Source organism: Methanoculleus sp. UBA413 (assembly GCF_002502935.1).
GTDB lineage: Archaea > Halobacteriota > Methanomicrobia > Methanomicrobiales > Methanoculleaceae > Methanoculleus > Methanoculleus bourgensis.
In genome coordinates this window covers 16,181-32,562 of record NZ_DAQR01000134.1, presented here as the reverse complement: position 1 = coordinate 32,562, position 16,382 = coordinate 16,181, and the positions used below count along the sequence as shown (strand labels likewise).

The window sequence follows — 16,382 nt, the reverse complement described above, 5'->3', positions numbered from 1 at the left end:
GAATGGTTACGGTTATCGATGCAGACGGATTACTGCTCGGAAGAATGGCCAGCGTCGTCGCAGGACGCGCGCTCGCCGGTGAGGAGATCGCCATCGTGAACGCGGAGAAGGCAATCGTCTCCGGGGACCGGGCATACGTGCTCGCGGACTACTACAGGAAGCGCAACCGCGGGTCCCGCGAGGGCGGCCCGTTCTACCCACGCCGGCCCGACCATATCATCAAGCGCACCATCCGCGGCATGCTCCCGTACAAGCGCGAACGGGGTATCGCCGCGTTTAAGCGGATCAAGGTCTACGTAGGCGTTCCGGTTGAGTTCTCCGCGATGGAGAGAGAGTCTCTTGAAGTGGCCCACATCGACCGGTTAAGCAACCCGAGATATGTAACGGTTGGAGCAATCAGCACCAATCTCGGAGCAAAATACTGAAATGAGGTGACGGAATGGCAAAGATCATCAATACAAGCGGTAAGAGGAAGACGGCAATTGCGCGGGCGACCCTGAAACCCGGCAACGGCCGGGTCCGCATCAACTCCGTGCCCCTGGAGGTCTACGGGACAGAACTGATGCGCATGAAGATCGCTGAACCCCTGCTGCTGGTCCCAAGCGCACTCGACGGCGTCGACGCAGCAATCGATGTCTCCGGCGGCGGTGCAGTGGGTCAGGCCGAGGCAGTCCGTACGGCACTGGCGCGCGGCATTGTAGAGTGGCACAACGATCCGCAGATTAAGGACGCCTTCCTGGCATACGACCGCACGCTGCTCGTGAATGACTCACGGCAGAAAGAGTCCAAGAAGCCGCACGGTCCAGGTGCACGGGCAAGATACCAGAAATCCTACCGGTGAGAGGAAAAGGGATATAAGGAGAGCAGGTACATTATTATGATACCCGTACGATGTTTTACATGCGGTAAGGTCATCTCTCCAGCCTGGAAGGAGTTTCGCGAGCGACGAGATGCGGGCGAGGATCCAAATCGGATCCTCGACGATCTCGATCTGGAACGTTACTGTTGCAGGCGGATGCTACTGACGCACAAGGAAATAGTGGAGGACCTGAATCCGTATCAGTGAGGGGTCGTAGGGTAGCCTGGACATCCTATGGCGTTCGGGACGCTGTAACCTGAGTTCAAATCTCAGCGACCCCATTTTATTATTAAAGTTTTGAGGCTGCACGATGGAATCTTATACCCGATACGAACGAGCGCGGATTATAGGGGCTCGTGCTCTGCAGATATCGATGGGTGCACCGGTTTTGATTAAAACGACGAATACAGAGCCGCTCGAGATCGCACTGGAAGAGTTTGATCAAGGCATGATCCCTATAACGGTGAAGAGAAAGTAGTGATCTGATGACGACCATCGAAGAGATTAACTTAAGAGTTATCCTGGACAGCCGGGGAAACGAGACCGTTGAGGCCGAGATCTACACAGATTACGGCTTTGGACGGGCTGCGGCCCCCAGCGGCGCCAGCACCGGGACCTATGAGGCAATGGTGCGGCCGCCACGAGAGGCTGTCAGGGATGCGCAGAAGCACCTGATTCCATCACTCATCGGCGAGGACGTTCGTGATCAGATCACGTTCGACGCACGGCTGCGTGAGATAGACGGGACACCCGATTTCAGTTCGATCGGCGCAAATGTCGCGGTAGCACTCTCGCTTGCGTGTGCAAAGGCGGCTGCATCGTCTCTCGACCTTGAACTCTTTCACTACCTGGGCGGCGCATTTGCCGACAAGACACCCCTGCCCCTGGGCAACGTCATCGGCGGAGGCGCACACGCCCCCAATGCCACATCCATCCAGGAATTCCTGGTGGTTCCCACCGGCGCCTCCGGCGCATCGGAGGGTGTCTTTGTGAACGCTGCCGTTCACAAAACAGTGAAAGCGATCCTGCAGAAGCAGGGCAAACTCTCAGGTAAAGGAGATGAAGGTGCCTGGGCACCCGCGATATCCGATACCGAGGCATTTGAGATCATCAGCGAAGCGATCGCTACCGTTTCTGACGAGACAAACATCGAGGTCCGCATGGGAATCGACGTTGCGGCGAGTGAACTCTGGGACGGTAAGCAGTATCGCTACAAGGATGCCGTGAGAACCCGCGAGGAGCAGGTCGCCTACATGGCGGACCTGGTCGACCGCTACAACCTCATCTACATCGAAGACCCCCTCTTCGAGGAGGACTTTGAGGCGTTCGCAGACCTGACGGCAGAGGTCGGGGACCGCTGCCTGATCTGCGGGGACGACCTCTTCGTGACCAACGTTGAACGGATCACGAAGGGCGTCGAGACCTGCGCGGCAAACTGCGTGCTGATCAAACCAAACCAGATAGGAACGCTCACCGAGACCTTTGAGGCGATACGTCTCGCCCAGAAGAGCGGCATGGAGACGGTCATGAGTCACCGGTCCGGAGAGACCACCGACGCGACGATCGCCCACCTGGCCACCGCGTTCGAATGTATATTCCTCAAGACCGGCGTCGTCGGCGGGGAACGGATTGCCAAACTGAATGAACTGATTCGTATAGAGGAGCTGATCTAGCTTGACTGGAAACGAACTGGAAATCGAACTGAAAGAACCACTGATACCCGTAGAAGAGTATCTCGCAGCGGGCGTGCACATCGGCACCCAGCAGAAGAGCAAGGACATGATGAAGTTCATCTACCGCGTCCGCGGAGATGGGCTGTACATCCTGGACATCCAGGCCACCGACGAGCGGATCAAGACCGCCGCGAAGTTCCTCGCACAGTACGAACCGGCAAAAGTCCTGGTCGTCACCTCCCGGCAGTACGGCCAGTATCCGGCGAAGATGTTCGCCGACGCCGTCGGCGGCATGGCGGTCATCGGTCGCTTCATCCCCGGGATGCTCACCAACCAGCGCTTACATGGCTTAAATAAGTACATCGAGCCGGACGTGGTCGTGGTGACCGATCCGATCGGTGATACACAGGCGATCAACGAGGCGGTCCAGTCGGGCATCCCGATCGTCGCCCTCTGTGATACTAACAACATGACCAAGTACATCGACCTGGTCATCCCTACCAACAACAAGGGCAGGAAAGCGCTCTCGATGATATACTTCCTCCTGACAAAGGAGCTGCTCCGCCTTCGTGGAGTGACCACGTCGCTCACTCCCGAAGACTTTGAGACAGAGTTATAAGACACAGGGGCACAAAGAAGCTCAAACATAGATGGATATGCACCCATGCAGTGTAGCAGGAATGTTCTATCCTGCCGAGCCCCGGCATCTGGAGCAACTGCTGGAGACATTCTTCCAGAAGAAGGCTCCGGGCATCGATGCCCGGGGCATCGTCGCTCCCCATGCGGGCTACATCTACTCGGGGGAGACGGGAGCCTGTGCCTTCTCTACCATACCACCTGATTTTGACGGCACGTTTGTTGTCATCGGTCCAAGTCACCGGGGGTACATAACCTGTGCCTCCGCCGTGCCGTGGGAGACCCCGCTTGGGATTGTCGATGTCGATACAGAGTTTGTCGACGCGCTGGATATCGAGATAGATGAGGCGTCGCACCGGAATGAACACTCTATCGAGGTGCAGGTGCCTATCATCAAATACCGGTTCCCAAGAGCGAGGATTGCGCCCGTCATGATGGGAGACCAGAGTTACGAAGCGGCGGCAAGCCTTGCTGAGCACCTGCTCCAGGCGATAGAGCACACGGGAAGGAACGTGCGGATCGTCGCCTCAAGCGACTTCTCTCATTATGTCCCGGATGAGACTGCCCGCCGGCAGGACCTCTACGCGATTGACGCGCTCAAGAACCTGGATGTACCAGAGTTTTATCGCCGGCTCCGGGAGACCGGCGCTACAGCGTGCGGCTACGGCCCGATTGCAACTATGTGCATCGCCTGCCGGACGCTCGGCGCAACGAGAGGGGAACTGCTGCGGTATACGACCAGCGGTGATGTGACGGGAGACTTCAATCAGGTAGTGGGGTATGCAGCGATAGCGGTGATATAATTGGCAACGTGGAGCGCGCCGGGCAAGGTTTTCCTGTTCGGCGAGCATGCAGTGGTCTACGGAAAGCCCGGGGTAGCGATGGCGATCAAACCCCGCGTCTTCGTCACGGTAAGGAAATCCCGCAACCCGACACGCCCGAAGTCACCCTACATCAACGAGTGTTTCAAGCGGATGGGGGTCCGGGGGAGTGTCTATGTCCATTCGCAACTCCAGAGCTCGTCAGGGCTCGGGTCATCGGCCGCGGTGACGGTGGCGACACTCTGTGCGATCAACGACGAGTTCGGTCTCAGGCGCACCCGCGAGGATATCGCGGATATGGCGTTTGCTATCGAAAAGAAGGTCCAGAAGGGGAGAGCGAGCCCCACTGACACCTACGTCTCCACAAACGGTGGGATCGTGCTCATCACCGGGAACTCCAAGCGGAGACTACCTCCACAAGGCCTGCAGATCGTTGTAGGAAACACCATGGTGCCGCACAGTACCGCAAAGATGGTGGAACTGGTCGGGAATCTCCAGAGGAAGCACCCAGAGATCGCAAACCCGATCCTGGACGCCATCGGAGCCGTGACGCTTGCCGCCCTCCATAACATCAACCATCCAAGGGAACTGGGGCGGTGCATGGACATGAACAACGCCCTCCTTGAAGCGCTCGGCGTAGGGCATCCTGCAAGCAGCAAGCTTGTGCTTGCTGCAAGAGCGAGCGGTGCTTATGGCGCGAAGATCACGGGAGCAGGGGGCGGCGGATGTATCATCGCTCTCTGCCCGCGGCGCGCAAAGAGCCGGGTTGCCGGGGCCATCGAGGCCTGCGAGGGAAAAGCGATCATCACCACCATCGATACCGACGGCGCGAGAAAAGAGAAGCATGACTGAGACCGTGATACTGAAACTGGGGGGGAGCGTGATAACCGACAAGTCGGGGGAATGTGCTATCGATAACGCCCGTCTGCGCGAGATCGCGGGCGATATCGCACGGAGCGCTCCGAAACTCGTGCTCGTCCACGGAGCGGGGTCGTGCGGGCACCCGGAGGCCCGGCGCTACCGGATCAACGACGGCCTTGATGCGGAGAACGTCCCCGGGGTCTACCACACGCACGCTGCCGTCTTGCGCCTGAACGCCGCGGTCGTCGGTGCCCTGCGGGATGCGGGCGTCGAGGCGATCGGTATCCACCCCCTTGACCTGGCTCTCGCCGAAGGCGGACGTCTGGTCTCGTTTGAGACCCGCCATATCGCCGAAATGACTGGACACGGCATTGTGCCCGTGCTGCACGGCGATGTGGTGATGGACCGCCTGAAGGGGGCCTGCATCGTCTCGGGCGACCAGCTGGTGACCCGGCTTGCCGTCGCTCTCGGGAGCAGGCGTGTGGGGCTTGCGACCGACGTCGCGGGCGTCCTGCAGAACGGGTCGGTCGTCCCGCGCATCGACCGGAGCATAGCAGAGACACTTGAGATCGGCGGATCGGGTAACACCGACGTGACCGGGGGCATGCGAGGCAAGATCAGGGAACTCCTGGCTCTTGCCGATGCCGGCACCGATTCGCATATCTTCCATGTCTCAACGGTCGGCCGGTTCCTGGACGGCACCGAGCATGGTGGGACGATCGTAACCAGAAGAGGCATACCATGACAAAAGAGACCGCCACATCATCACGGAAACGGGATCACCTGGTTATCTGTTGTGAGAAACCTATTGAGGCCGGAGACGCCGGTTTTGAGGATGTGCGGCTGGTCCACAACGCCCTTCCGGAGTGCGATATGGATGCGATCGAGACCCGAACCCGGTTCCTCGACAGAGCACTCTCCTCCCCCCTCTTCATTGCAGCGATGACCGGAGGACATCCGGACACCCTCGAGGTGAACCGGCGGCTCGCACGTGCCGCCGAACGGTATAACCTCGGTATGGGTGTCGGTTCTCAGCGAGCCGCACTGGAAAAGCCCGAACTGGAGGACAGTTTCGTCGTCGTGCGGGAGGAAGCGCCACATGCCTTCCTCTGTGCGAACCTGGGAATCATCCAGCTCCGCGACCACGGCATCGAGTGGGCGGAGCGGGCTGTCGAGATGATCGATGCAGATGCGATCGCCATCCACATCAACTCGCTTCAGGAAGCGATTCAGCCGGAAGGCGACCATAACGCTGAGGGATGCCTGGAAGCACTACGCAACCTCTGCGAAGAATTCTCCTACCCGGTCATCGTGAAGGAGACAGGTTCCGGCATATCGGCCGGAACAGCAAGGGCAATCTGGGGAGCAGGAGCGAGCGCCATCGATATCGGCGGCTATGGAGGGACGTCCTGGGCGAAGATAGAGTGTCTCAGGGCGAGAGATCCCGGTCTTGCCGATCTCGGGGAAGCGTTCCTCTCCTGGGGCATACCGACGGTGGTGAGCCTCTGCGAGGTGCGGACGACAGGAAACCCGATTATTGCAACGGGCGGACTGCGTTCAGGAATAGACATCGCGAAAGCAATCGCGCTTGGGGCGGATCTCGGGGGCATGGCGCTCCCCCTCTTAAAGCCGGCTATGGAGAGCGATGACGCGCTCTTTGCAGCCGTCGAGGCGATCCACCGCGAACTCGAGGTTGCGATGTTCCTGACGGGATCTCGGACGATACGGGACCTTTCGCACGCACGGACGTATATAACCGGACTGACCCGGCAGATGATTGAAAAGATCGACTAACTACAAAAATTCCTACAAGGAGGCTACATGGATATTGAGATTATAGCAGTGGGCGGGTATAACGAAGTCGGCAGAAATATGACTGCCGTCCGCTGCGGAAAAGAGATTGTCATCTTTGATATGGGCCTGCGTCTCGACCAGGTGATGATCCATGAGGATGCCGATATTGAGAGCATGCATTCCCTGGACCTGATCGAGATGAAAGCCATTCCCGATGACACCATCATGAATTCGATAGAGGGAAGTGTCAAGGCGATCGTCTGTTCGCACGGGCATCTGGACCATATCGGTGCGATACCGAAACTTGCGCACCGCTATAATGCCCCGATCATCAGCACGCCCTATACATCGGAACTGATCAGGCAGCAGATCGCGGGTGAACAGAAGTTTGGGGTGAACAATAAACTCTTCGCCCTGAAAGCCGGGCAGCGCTACACCATCTCCCCACACCTCACGCTCGAGTTCGTACGGAGCCAGCACTCCATCATCGATACCGTCTTTCCGGTCCTGCACACGCCGCGGGGCGCGATCGTCTACGCAAACGATTTCAAACTGGACCGGACGCCGGTGCTCGGGGAGCCGCCGGACTTTGCCCGGCTGCGGCAGATCGGGAAGGAGGGCGTGCTCGCCCTGATCGTCGAGAGCACAAACATCAGTGAGAAGGGACGCTGTCCGAGCGAGAAGATCGCACGGGACCTCGTCCGGGATACCATCACCAGTTACGAGGACGACAAGAGCGGTATATTTGTCTCGACGTTCTCGTCGCACATCTCCCGTGTCAAGACCATCGCCGAATGCGCTCACGAGATCGGCAGAAAACCGGTCCTGCTCGGGCGGTCGATGGAGCGTTACAGCTCGGCGGCCGAGCAGTTGAAACTGGTCGGGTTCCCTGAGACGCTCTCGATGTTTGGCAACCGGCGGACCGTTGACCGGACGCTGCGGCGGATCATGAAGACCGGGAAGGACAAGTTCCTCCCGATCGTCACCGGCCACCAGGGGGAGTCGGGGGCCATCCTGACGAGGATCGTGATGGGGGATACCCCGTACAAACTGGAGAAGGGCGATAAGATCCTCTTCTCCGCAAAGGTTATCCCGAACCCGATGAACTACGGGCAGCGCTACCTGGTCGAGGCCCGCGCCAGGATGGCAGGCGTGCGGATCTTTGATGAACTGCATGTCTCGGGCCACGCGTACCGGGAGGACCACTACGAGTTCCTGCACCTCTTAAACCCGCAGCATGTCATCCCGGCCCATGGCGATATCGACATGACCGGCGGTTACGCGAAGTTTTCAGAGGAGATCGGGTATACCCTCGGGGACGATCTCCATGTCCTGCGGAACGGGCAGAGGGTTCTGCTAAAGTAGGAGAGAAGGCATGACAACGCTTGAAGACTACCTGGAGAAGAATGCTGACAGAATGGACAAGATGATCAACCGCTACTTCGGGGACGTCTACGGTGACCTCTTCCGGGCAAGCGCCCATCTGCTGTTTGCGGGCGGCAAACGGCTCCGCCCGGCGGTCGTGATCCTCGCTGCGGATGCGGTGAAGAAGGGGAGTTCGGATGATCTGCTCCCTGCGGCTCTCGCCCTTGAACTGACGCATAACTTCACTCTCATCCATGACGACATCATGGATGGAGATGTTACCCGGCGCGGCGTCCCGACAGTGCACACCGTTTGGGGTGAACCGACGGCGATCCTTGCGGGGGATGTGCTGTATGCGAAGGCGTTTGAGTTCATCTGCATCTCTGATGCCGGGAACCTCGAAAAAGTCAGGGCGGTGAGGATGCTTGCCCGGACCTGCACCGAGATCTGCGAGGGGCAGAGCATGGATATCGCGTTTGAGGCCCGGAGGGATGTCTCTGAGGCGGAGTACCTGGAGATGGTCGCCAAGAAGACCGGCGTGCTCTACGGCGCGGCCGCCGCCATCGGCGGGGTCCTTGCAGGCGCAAACCCGATCCAGGCCGACGCCCTCTACCAGTTTGGGGTGAACAGCGGCGTTGCCTTCCAGATACAGGACGACCTGATCGATCTCTATGCAAGCAGCGAGAAGAGCGGGAAGGACCGCGCGTCGGATATCAGGGAAGGGAAACAGACCCTGATCGCGATCACGGCACGGGAGAAGGGGCTTGACCTCGCCCCGTACCAGCGGGAACTCACGGGCGCCGAGATCGACGACCTCATCGCCCGGCTCGAGGGTGCAGGCGTCATCGACGAGGTCAGGGCCACGGCAATCGAGCGGGCAACCGTGGCAAAGGAGGCGCTCTCGATCCTCCCGGATTCGGAGGAGAAGCGCCTGCTTGGCGAGATTGCCGATTTCTTCATAAACCGGGGCAACTGATATCATGGACGCTGATCTCGAGTACCTGCTCTTCATCTACGCCCTGCAGAACGCGGTGAAGCACAACAGTGCCCCGAAGAGCGGGGCGGTCATCGGCACGGTGCTCGGGAAGCACCCAGAGTTTCGGAGCCGGGTCAAGGAGATTGGCCCTCTTGCAGGGAAGGTTGTCGCGAAGGTGGCGGCGATGGGCGGGCCTGAGAGGAAGAGCCTTCTAGAAGAGATCGCTCCCGAACTCCTGGATGAACTCACCGAGACTCGCGAGCACTCAAGGGAGCTTCCTGCCCTTCTCGGTGCGGAGAACGGTGTCGTGATGCGGTTTGCGCCGAACCCAAGTGGGCCGCTACACCTCGGCCACGCCCGGGCCTCTATCCTGAACGACTACTATGTCAGGCGGTATGGGGGCCGGTACGTCCTCCGTATCGAGGATACGGACCCAAGAAGGGTTGATCCCGAGGCATACGAGATGGTGCTTGAGGATATCGAGTGGCTGGGGCTCGGTATCACCGATATCGTCTACCAGAGCGACCGGCTTGAGGTCTACTACGACTGGTGCCGGAAACTCATCGAGCTCGGCGGCGCCTATGTCTGTCTCTGCGATGCCGAGCGGTTCAGGGAACTCAAACTCAAGAAGAAGGCGTGCCCCTGCCGGGACCGGCCGGTTGAGGAGAACCTGGAACTCTGGCAGCGGATGCTTGACGGGGAGTTCTATGAAGGTGACGCGACGGTCAGGGTGAAGACGGATCTCACCCACCCCGACCCGGCAATGCGGGACTACTCGGCGATGCGGATCGTGAATACACCCATCCACCCGAGGGTGGACGCAACGGTCTTTCCGCTGATGAACTTCTCGGTCGCGGTTGACGACCACCTGCTCGGGATCACCCACGTGATCCGCGGGAAGGACCACATTGCAAACACAGGGCGGCAGCGGTATATCTTCGATTACTTCAGGTGGAAGCCGCCGGTCTACTATCACTACGGCCGGATGGGGATATCGGGGGTTGTCCTCTCGACGTCGAGTATGCGGGAGGGGATCAGGAGCGGGGTCTACACCGGGTGGGACGACGTCCATCTCGGCACGCTCCGGGCGATCGCGCGCAGGGGCATCGAGCCTGAGGCGGTCAGGAACGCCATGGTCGATATCGGGATGGGGGAGACCGATATCACCTTCTCGTGGGAGAACCTCTATGCCCGGAACAAGGAGCTTGTCGACCCGAAGGCAAACCGCTACTTCTTTGTGCCTGACCCGGTCGAGGTCGTCGTGGAGGGAGCTCCCCGCCATGAGGCCCACGCGGCCCTCCACCCGAACGATCCCTCCCGGGGGGTCCGCACCCTTGTTACAGGTGGAAGTGTCCTCCTCCCGAGGGCTGATATCGAGGGGCGAAGCATGGTCCGGTTAAAAGACCTCTATAATGTCAGGATCGCATGGGATGGGGACGTACCGCACCTCTCTTATGCGGGCGAGGCGCTCGAGGATGCCCGGCGGGAGAAGGCGCCGATCATCCAGTGGTTGCCGGCTGATGCGAAGATCCCCTGCACCCTTCATACACAGGACGGGGATGTCGAGGGGTTCTGCGAACCCCTGGTCGCGGGAGAGGTGGAGAGTGTCGTCCAGTTTGAGCGTGTCGGGTTTGCGCGGGTAGACGCGGTGACCGACGGCCGGGTGGACGCGTTCTTTGCGCACCGGTGAAACGGTCCCGGGCTGATTTCGCCGAAGGCCGGCCAGATCCCCTTCAGGATCTGCTCAAGGCCGACCTCATACCATTCTGTTTTTCCGGGATCCGAAGAGTGGGCGCGGATATCAGTCGCGTGCATCATCGCCGTGCACGGCATGGCAGGCATCGAACCTCGACCCAAACGAGGCGTTGCGGGCCAAATGAGGGGGTTAGGGGAGAAGAACCATTTTGCACTGACTCCGCGAACTTCTGTGTGAGTCAGCGATCTGATTCACCCCGGCAAGCAGCCCCACCACCACACTCATGAGCGGTGGACCGCCACCGCTTCCGCTCTCCCGACCAGTTCCCGGAGCACCGCCCGCGCAAGCCCGACGTTGCCATAGTCCCGCTCCGTGACCACTTCACGGATGCAGGCCGGCACCTCGATGAACCGTTCAGCCTCCCGGATCTCGGCTGCAAGTGCCTCAAGGTCTCTCCTCTCCCGCACCCGCTCCCGGTGCCATGCCGCAGACCTGCGGTCGGGGTCGATCGCAAGGACTGCCTCATAGCAGTCAACCGCCTCATCGTACCTGCACATGACCCCAAGCAGCCATCCCCGGCTCTGCCAGGCGAGGATATGTCTGGGGTCCAGCGTGAGCGCCGTATCACAGCAGGCGACGGCATCTTCGTGCTCCCCGAGGCAGGCAAGAGCATACCCCTTCCGCTGCCAGGCCGTCGCATTCACCGGGTCGATGGCAAGCGCCTGATCAAAACTGGCGGCCGCCTCGTCGTAGCGGCCGAGCTTGAGGAGGGCAAAGCCTTTCCGTCTCCATATGACAGGGTCGCCGGGGGAGAGTTCAAGGGCCTTATCGTAACAGGCGATCGCCTCATCAAACTTCCTCATGCTGCAGAAGGCCTGTCCCCTGTGATACCACACCCCGGCATTCTCTTGTCTGATCGCCATCGGAGTTACAGGGGAAACCAACCCATAAGAACCTAACGCCCGGCGTCCCGCAACGGATAAGACCAATCAAGCGAGAGATAGATATATTATGACAGATACGATTCTTGTTGCCTACGCCACCCGCTACGGCTCGACCGCAGAGGTGGCGGAGGCGATCGGCGATGAACTCCGGAAGACGGGCGTTGAGGTCGATGTGCAGCCAATCGATGATATCCTAGACCTCTCCCGATACCGGGCAGTCATCATCGGGAGCCCGATCTACATGGGAAAATGGCTCCCTGAAGCACAGGTCTTCGTCGAGCGGCACCAGCAGTACCTGCGCGGCATACCGGTCGCCTACTTCGCCGTGGGGCTCACGGTCGCAGGCGAGACTCCTGATGCCATCAGGAAGGCAGAGGCGTCGATGGGTCAGGTCAGGATGCTCGTAAACCCCGTAGATATCGGCATCTTCCCGGGAAGACTCGAGAGCAGCCGCCTCTCCGCAGCAGACCGCGCGATCATCAAACTCATCAGAGCGAAGACTGGAGACTTCCGCGATTGGGAAGCCGTCCGGGCCTGGGCAGAGGCTCTACGCCCAAGGATTGCCCGGGCCTGACCGGCCGGCATCTCTTTTTCTCAAGGCCCGGCAGAGGCTGAGTCCCCTCTTTTGGTTCCAACCGGATATTGTGACGCCACGCCGGGAGCGGAGGAGGATTATGATAATATCATAAATATAAAAAAGCGTCTACCCCGACACCGTATTTGAGATACCTATAAATAATAGTATCCTATATCAATGCACACCATGACCCAGAACGGGGGGTATCAGGGCCCAATACTGAAAAATAGTCACGTAAAGCGCCTCAAATCGTCAGGGGGCCGGGGGGTTTGGAGGATCCTTACATGTCTCATCATGCTCTGCCTCATCGCTGGAACCGGCCAGGCGTACAGTTCCGATAACGCCACCGGCACCGCATCACAGAGAGTACAGATCAGAACAGAACTCTACCTCTACCCTGAAGCCGGGAACAGCGTATCGCAAGGAGACTCCGGTGGAGGCGGCGGCCTCTCCGCCGTCCTGCTCTGGACCCACACCTTCCCGGACGCAGTAACTGCGATCAGCATGCCGACCGACGGGTCGGCAGTTGCTGTCGGCACCGCCGGAGGGGAGATCGCCCTCCTGAACAGCAGCGGTAGCGTACTCTGGACCTACCAATCCGGCGCTCCAATCACGGGGCTTGGGATCACTACCGGGGGGAGTGCCATCGCGGCAGGGACCGGGAACCGGATCATGATGCTTGATGCCGGCGGCCAGGTCCTCTGGACGATGGACACAGGAAGCAGAGTGCTTGGGGCCGGCATCTCCCCTGAAGGGAAGTACTGCGCCGCCGGGACCGCCGCGGGGGATATCCTCCTCACTAACAGCCGGGGAGGCCTTCTCTGGAAGACGCAACCAGGAAGCGCCGTCACCGCCGTCGCGGTCGGCCCTGATGGTGCGTTCGTGGCGGCAGGAACCGAAGACGGATCCATCTATCTCCTGAATTCCCGGGGAGACGTGCTCTGGACGCATGATGCAGGCAGCGCCGTGCAGAGCGTCTCGATAGCAGCGGGCGGGTCCGCCGTCGCCGCCGGAACCGCAGGCTCCACAGTCCTCCTGCTGGACAACGAGGGGAGAGGAGGGACGGTATGGAGAGGCGACGACCCGATCAATGCGGTCCACCTCGACCCACGCGGCTCACGGGTCGGCGCCGGGACGGACAGGGGGTATGCGCACCTGCTGAACGGTGCCGGGGTCCGGCTCTGGGAGTTCGGCAAGGTCTGGAGCCCGGAAGGAGAGAACAGCGCCGTCACCGCTGTTACGTTCTCATCGCCTGCCGACTACCTGGCCATAGGCTCCGATAACCACAACGTCTACTACTTCACCTTTGCCTCCAGAACCCCGCCGACAGTGATCCTGGAGCAGGGCACGGTTACCCCGGAAACCACTACCCCGGCAACGCTCCGGGGTGATATGCAGGCAGCCCCAGAGATAGATTCCACGCCCGGGGACACCGCAGACCCGGCACCGCAGGAAGCGCCTGGATACTCTCTCGCCGTCGCCCTCGGGGCCATAGCGGTCACCGCCGTCTACCGGCGTACTGGCCGCTAGAGCGGATCGCGGGCCCCGGCACTCCTCTTTTCTTTATCCCGGCCCCGTGGGCCGCAAGAAAAAATGGATATAGGACGATCGCTCACCTATCTGCAATTGTCAGGGTGAACCGGGTGAATAAATACTCCTTTGTCGCAAGAATGCCCGACGAACCGGGCGCGCTCCACCGCGCGGCCGAGATCATCAAGTCCTACTCGGGCAACATCAACCGCATCCAGTACGACCGCAGGATCGACCCCGCCACGGTCTTCTTCGAGGTAACCGCCGCGCCGGAGACCTACCACCGAATGAAGGAAGACCTTCACGCAATCGGCTACCTCCAGGAGTCGCTCCCAACGCCCGGATTCCTCAGGTTCTCAGTACACCTCCCGCACCAGCCCGGATCCCTCTTTGAACTCCTCACCTACATCACCGGGGCGGGCGCAAACATCGCCTACATCGACTTCGATGACCGGCGGTGCGACCCGGGAAGGGTCACCATCAGCCTGAACGTCGAAGAGTCCGCGATTGTGGAGAGCCTGCTCGACCGGCTGAAATCGCGCTACCGTCTTGAGATCCTCGAGTACGACACGACCGGCGAGAAACTCGACGATACTGTCTTCTACGTCAGGTTCGCCCAGGCGGTGCGGGGGCTGATCGGAACGGCAGAGGACGGGTTCCTGCTAAACCTCCTGCATGACGTCAACCATATCGTCCAGGAACTCAACAGCCTCGGTCAGGACCCAAAAGAGGTCTTCGAGTGCATCCTGCTCACCGGGAGAACGCTCCGGGATACCACCGGGGAGGGGTTCTACGCGGATGTCCAGCGTATCCAGGTCAGCGACGCCGTCGAGGTCTTCTGTTTCCAGATGCCGGGCGGCGGGAACATCTTCCTGCTCCGCGCCCCGGGTGAGACCGTCATGATCGATACCGGCTACGGCATCTATCACCAGGACGTGGTGCAGATGTTCCAGCATTACGGTCTTGGCGACCTCAAAAAGATCAAGAGGATCTACATCACCCACGCCGACGCCGACCACTGCGGGGCAGGCGGGCTCTTTGAGGCAGAGGCGTATATGCACACAGGATCGCTTGAGATCATCCGCCAGGCGAACCGGGCCTACGGTTCGCGCAGCGAGTCCTCGATCCTCGAGGAGGTCTACACGACCATCATCAACCTCTTCTCGCACTTCGCCCCGCCGGAGAGCCCGAAACTCTTTTCGGGGGAGAAGATCGGTATGCGCTCGATCTTCCCCGTCCTCGCCCGCGTTAAGGTCCATGACCTTGAGTTCGAGGTCCTCGAGTCCCTGGGCGGGCACCTGCACGGCCAGGTCTACCTCTTCTGCCCCGGGCACGGCATCATCTTCACCGCTGATACGCTGATCAACTTCGGGAGCCTCGATGAGGACCGGAAACGCTACAACTCGCTGGCCGACTTCCTGGTGACGTCGGTTAACGTCGACAGCGAGTGTGCACGCACAGAGCGCAAAGCGCTGCTTGAGATGATCGCGAGCCTGGATAAGGAACTTGCCCCGGCCGGCAGGCGGTGCCTGGTCGCATGCGGCCACGGCGCCATCTCCGTCCTCTCGGACGGAAGGCTGGAAGCGACCGGCCCGGTCGAGCGCTACCGGCCCGGAGAGAGACGAGGGAGTTAGGCGGGGACGAACCCCGCGTCCCGGATGATCTGCTGCCCTTCCGGGCTGGAGATGAATGAGAGGTACTCTGCCGCGAGCCCGGTGGGTTCACCGCGGGTGAACATGAAGAGTTCACGGGCAAGCGGGTAAGTTCCGTCCTCGATATTCTGAAGAGTGGGCGCAACCGGACCGGTGCCGGTATCGATGGGAAGGGCCTTCACCGACGCATCGATGTAGCCGACCCCCACGTAGCCGATGGCGCCGGGGGTCTGGGCAACCGCCTGCTTGACCGCCCCGTTTGAGTTTTTCTCGAGCTGGGTCTCGACAAAGTCCTCTTTCTGCATCACGGCTTCGTGGAAGAACTCGCGTGTCCCGGAGGCGCTATCCCGGCCGGTGACGACGATCTCCAGATCTGGACCGCCGAGCTCGTTCCAATTCCGGTAGGTGCCGTTGTAGATGCCCCGCACCTCGTCCAGCGTGAGGCTCCCGGCACTGTTTTCCGGGTTTACGATGATCACGATGCCGTCGAGGGCGACCACGTGCCCCACGAGGTCGGGATACGCTTCCTTCTCGGAATCTTTCAGGTCGCGAGAGGCCATGCCGATATCTGCAGTGCCGCCGCCGACGGCCTGGATGCCTACGCTGGACCCGCCACCGCTGATCTGGAGATCGACGTCCGGGTTTTCGGCCATGAAGGCCTCGGCGGTGAGCTGGGCAACCGGAAGGACGGTCGTCGAACCGGATACCAGGAGAGTTTCAGCGTGAGCGGGAGTTCTGTTTTCCCCCGTACAGCCGGCACAGAGGATGGCGGCAACCAGGACGATCGGGAGTGCGACGATGAGCACTCTCTCATAGCAGACAGAAAGTTTCCCTGTCATGCATAACCGGTGAGGGGATGAGACAATATAGAATTTTTCGAAGGCAACTCTAGTGATATATAGCATACCTGTAAAATATGGTGGTCGTGCATCGAGCCACCTTCTTGTGTGGCGTGGGGGATCGCTAGTGGACCATTTCACCTTATGTTGCGGGTCCTG

General features: G+C 60.3%; 17 protein-coding genes, 1 tRNA gene and 1 pseudogene. 17 read left to right on the top strand and 2 right to left on the bottom strand.

Going from position 1 to position 16,382, the window contains the following annotated elements:
* Positions 1–2: 2 nt before the first annotated feature.
* From BP858_RS11605 to BP858_RS11540, 14 genes are all read left to right on the top strand, one after another.
* Entirely contained in the window at positions 3–425 is a 423-nt protein-coding gene (locus tag BP858_RS11605; RefSeq protein ID WP_062262070.1) for a 50S ribosomal protein L13, read from the top strand.
* A gap of 14 nt (positions 426–439) precedes the next feature.
* A complete protein-coding gene (locus BP858_RS11600; protein WP_014866480.1) occupies positions 440–841 on the top strand; it encodes a 30S ribosomal protein S9 in 402 nt (133 codons plus the stop codon).
* Between the two features lie 36 nt (positions 842–877).
* Positions 878–1,066, top strand: coding sequence for a DNA-directed RNA polymerase subunit N (locus BP858_RS11595; protein ID WP_074175099.1), 189 nt, complete (start codon positions 878–880; stop codon positions 1,064–1,066).
* Positions 1,067–1,140: transfer RNA gene (locus BP858_RS11590), tRNA-Pro, on the top strand.
* Between the two features lie 29 nt (positions 1,141–1,169).
* Positions 1,170–1,337, top strand: coding sequence for a DNA-directed RNA polymerase subunit K (locus BP858_RS11585; RefSeq protein ID WP_062262067.1), 168 nt, complete (start codon positions 1,170–1,172; stop codon positions 1,335–1,337).
* 7 nt (positions 1,338–1,344) lie between these two features.
* Positions 1,345–2,532, top strand: coding sequence for a phosphopyruvate hydratase (gene eno, locus BP858_RS11580; protein WP_286879544.1), 1,188 nt, complete (start codon positions 1,345–1,347; stop codon positions 2,530–2,532).
* Position 2,533: 1 nt separating this feature from the next.
* On the top strand, positions 2,534–3,151 hold the full coding sequence (gene rpsB, locus BP858_RS11575; RefSeq protein ID WP_074175098.1) for a 30S ribosomal protein S2: 618 nt from the start codon (positions 2,534–2,536) through the stop codon (positions 3,149–3,151).
* A 31-nt stretch (positions 3,152–3,182) separates the two neighbouring features.
* Positions 3,183–3,971, top strand: a complete 789-nt coding sequence (gene amrB / locus BP858_RS11570; protein WP_074175097.1) for an AmmeMemoRadiSam system protein B — start codon at positions 3,183–3,185, stop codon at positions 3,969–3,971.
* Positions 3,972–4,841, top strand: a complete 870-nt coding sequence (mvk, locus tag BP858_RS11565) for a mevalonate kinase (protein WP_062262060.1) — start codon at positions 3,972–3,974, stop codon at positions 4,839–4,841.
* On the top strand, positions 4,834–5,595 hold the full coding sequence (locus BP858_RS11560) for an isopentenyl phosphate kinase (RefSeq protein WP_286879543.1): 762 nt from the start codon (positions 4,834–4,836) through the stop codon (positions 5,593–5,595). Before mvk ends, BP858_RS11560 begins: the two co-directional genes overlap by 8 nt.
* Positions 5,592–6,644, top strand: a complete 1,053-nt coding sequence (fni, locus tag BP858_RS11555; RefSeq protein ID WP_062262056.1) for a type 2 isopentenyl-diphosphate Delta-isomerase — start codon at positions 5,592–5,594, stop codon at positions 6,642–6,644. The genes BP858_RS11560 and fni overlap by 4 nt, the downstream gene beginning before the upstream one ends.
* A gap of 27 nt (positions 6,645–6,671) precedes the next feature.
* Positions 6,672–8,009: an RNase J family beta-CASP ribonuclease gene (locus BP858_RS11550; protein WP_062262053.1), complete on the top strand. Its 1,338-nt coding sequence runs from the start codon at positions 6,672–6,674 to the stop codon at positions 8,007–8,009.
* Between the two features lie 10 nt (positions 8,010–8,019).
* Positions 8,020–8,985, top strand: a complete 966-nt coding sequence (locus tag BP858_RS11545; RefSeq protein ID WP_286879541.1) for a polyprenyl synthetase family protein — start codon at positions 8,020–8,022, stop codon at positions 8,983–8,985.
* A gap of 4 nt (positions 8,986–8,989) precedes the next feature.
* Entirely contained in the window at positions 8,990–10,675 is a 1,686-nt protein-coding gene (locus BP858_RS11540) for a glutamate--tRNA ligase (RefSeq protein WP_286879540.1), read from the top strand.
* Between the two features lie 287 nt (positions 10,676–10,962).
* On the opposite strand, the gene BP858_RS11535 is transcribed toward BP858_RS11540, so the two are convergent.
* Positions 10,963–11,604: a tetratricopeptide repeat protein gene (locus BP858_RS11535; protein ID WP_074175092.1), complete on the bottom strand. Its 642-nt coding sequence runs from the start codon at positions 11,602–11,604 to the stop codon at positions 10,963–10,965.
* An 88-nt stretch (positions 11,605–11,692) separates the two neighbouring features.
* Between BP858_RS11535 and BP858_RS11530 the strand changes: the two genes are divergently transcribed.
* The 3 genes and pseudogenes from BP858_RS11530 to BP858_RS11520 all read left to right on the top strand — a co-directional run.
* Positions 11,693–12,199, top strand: coding sequence for a flavodoxin domain-containing protein (locus tag BP858_RS11530; RefSeq protein WP_074175091.1), 507 nt, complete (start codon positions 11,693–11,695; stop codon positions 12,197–12,199).
* Positions 12,200–12,496: 297 nt separating this feature from the next.
* On the top strand, positions 12,497–13,732 hold the full coding sequence (locus BP858_RS11525) for a WD40 repeat domain-containing protein (RefSeq protein ID WP_286879539.1): 1,236 nt from the start codon (positions 12,497–12,499) through the stop codon (positions 13,730–13,732).
* Between the two features lie 140 nt (positions 13,733–13,872).
* Positions 13,873–15,063: pseudogene (locus BP858_RS11520) on the top strand (MBL fold metallo-hydrolase); the annotation flags it as partial.
* A 299-nt stretch (positions 15,064–15,362) separates the two neighbouring features.
* On the opposite strand, the gene BP858_RS11515 reads toward BP858_RS11520, so the two are convergent.
* Entirely contained in the window at positions 15,363–16,223 is an 861-nt protein-coding gene (locus tag BP858_RS11515) for a phosphate ABC transporter substrate-binding protein (RefSeq protein WP_286879538.1), read from the bottom strand.
* Positions 16,224–16,382: the final 159 nt, after the last annotated feature.